Origin of the sequence: Pseudomonas frederiksbergensis (genome assembly GCF_003732275.1) — a bacterium.
Taxonomy (GTDB): Bacteria; Pseudomonadota; Gammaproteobacteria; order Pseudomonadales; family Pseudomonadaceae; genus Aquipseudomonas; species Aquipseudomonas frederiksbergensis_H.
The window spans coordinates 1-404 of the sequence record NZ_MOBM01000031.1 but is presented as its reverse complement, the minus strand read 5'-3'; the positions used below and the strand labels follow the sequence as shown (position 1 = coordinate 404).

The following is a 404-nucleotide window of genomic DNA, read 5'->3' as shown; positions in this document are numbered from 1 at the left end:
GCGCCAAGGGTGTAGTCGATGGCCGAGAACACCCGGTCGAGCGCGGTCAACGAAGCATCGGTCTCGATCACCACATCGCCGACGTTGTCGACGTAGTAAGTGTCGACGCCGTCGCCACCGATCAGGGTGTCGGCGCCGGCACCGCCGTCCAGGGTGTCAGCACCCCCACCGCCAATCAGCAGGTTAATGCCATTGTTGCCGTTCAATACGTTGCTCAGGCTATTGCCAGTGCCATTCAAATCGGCGCTGCCGGTGAGAATGAGATTCTCCAGGTTGTCGCCGAGGGTCCAGTCCATTGAGGCACGCACGGTGTCGATTTCACCGACCAGCGTACTGGTTTCGGTGATGGTGTCGCCGAGGTTGTCGACGATGTAGGTGTCGTTGCCCAGACCGCCGATCAGGGT

The 404-nt window shown here is 60.6% G+C and carries 1 pseudogene; it reads right to left on the bottom strand.

Features of this window, described 5'->3' with window-relative positions:
* Positions 1 to 404: pseudogene (locus BK662_RS34840) on the bottom strand (calcium-binding protein); the annotation flags it as partial.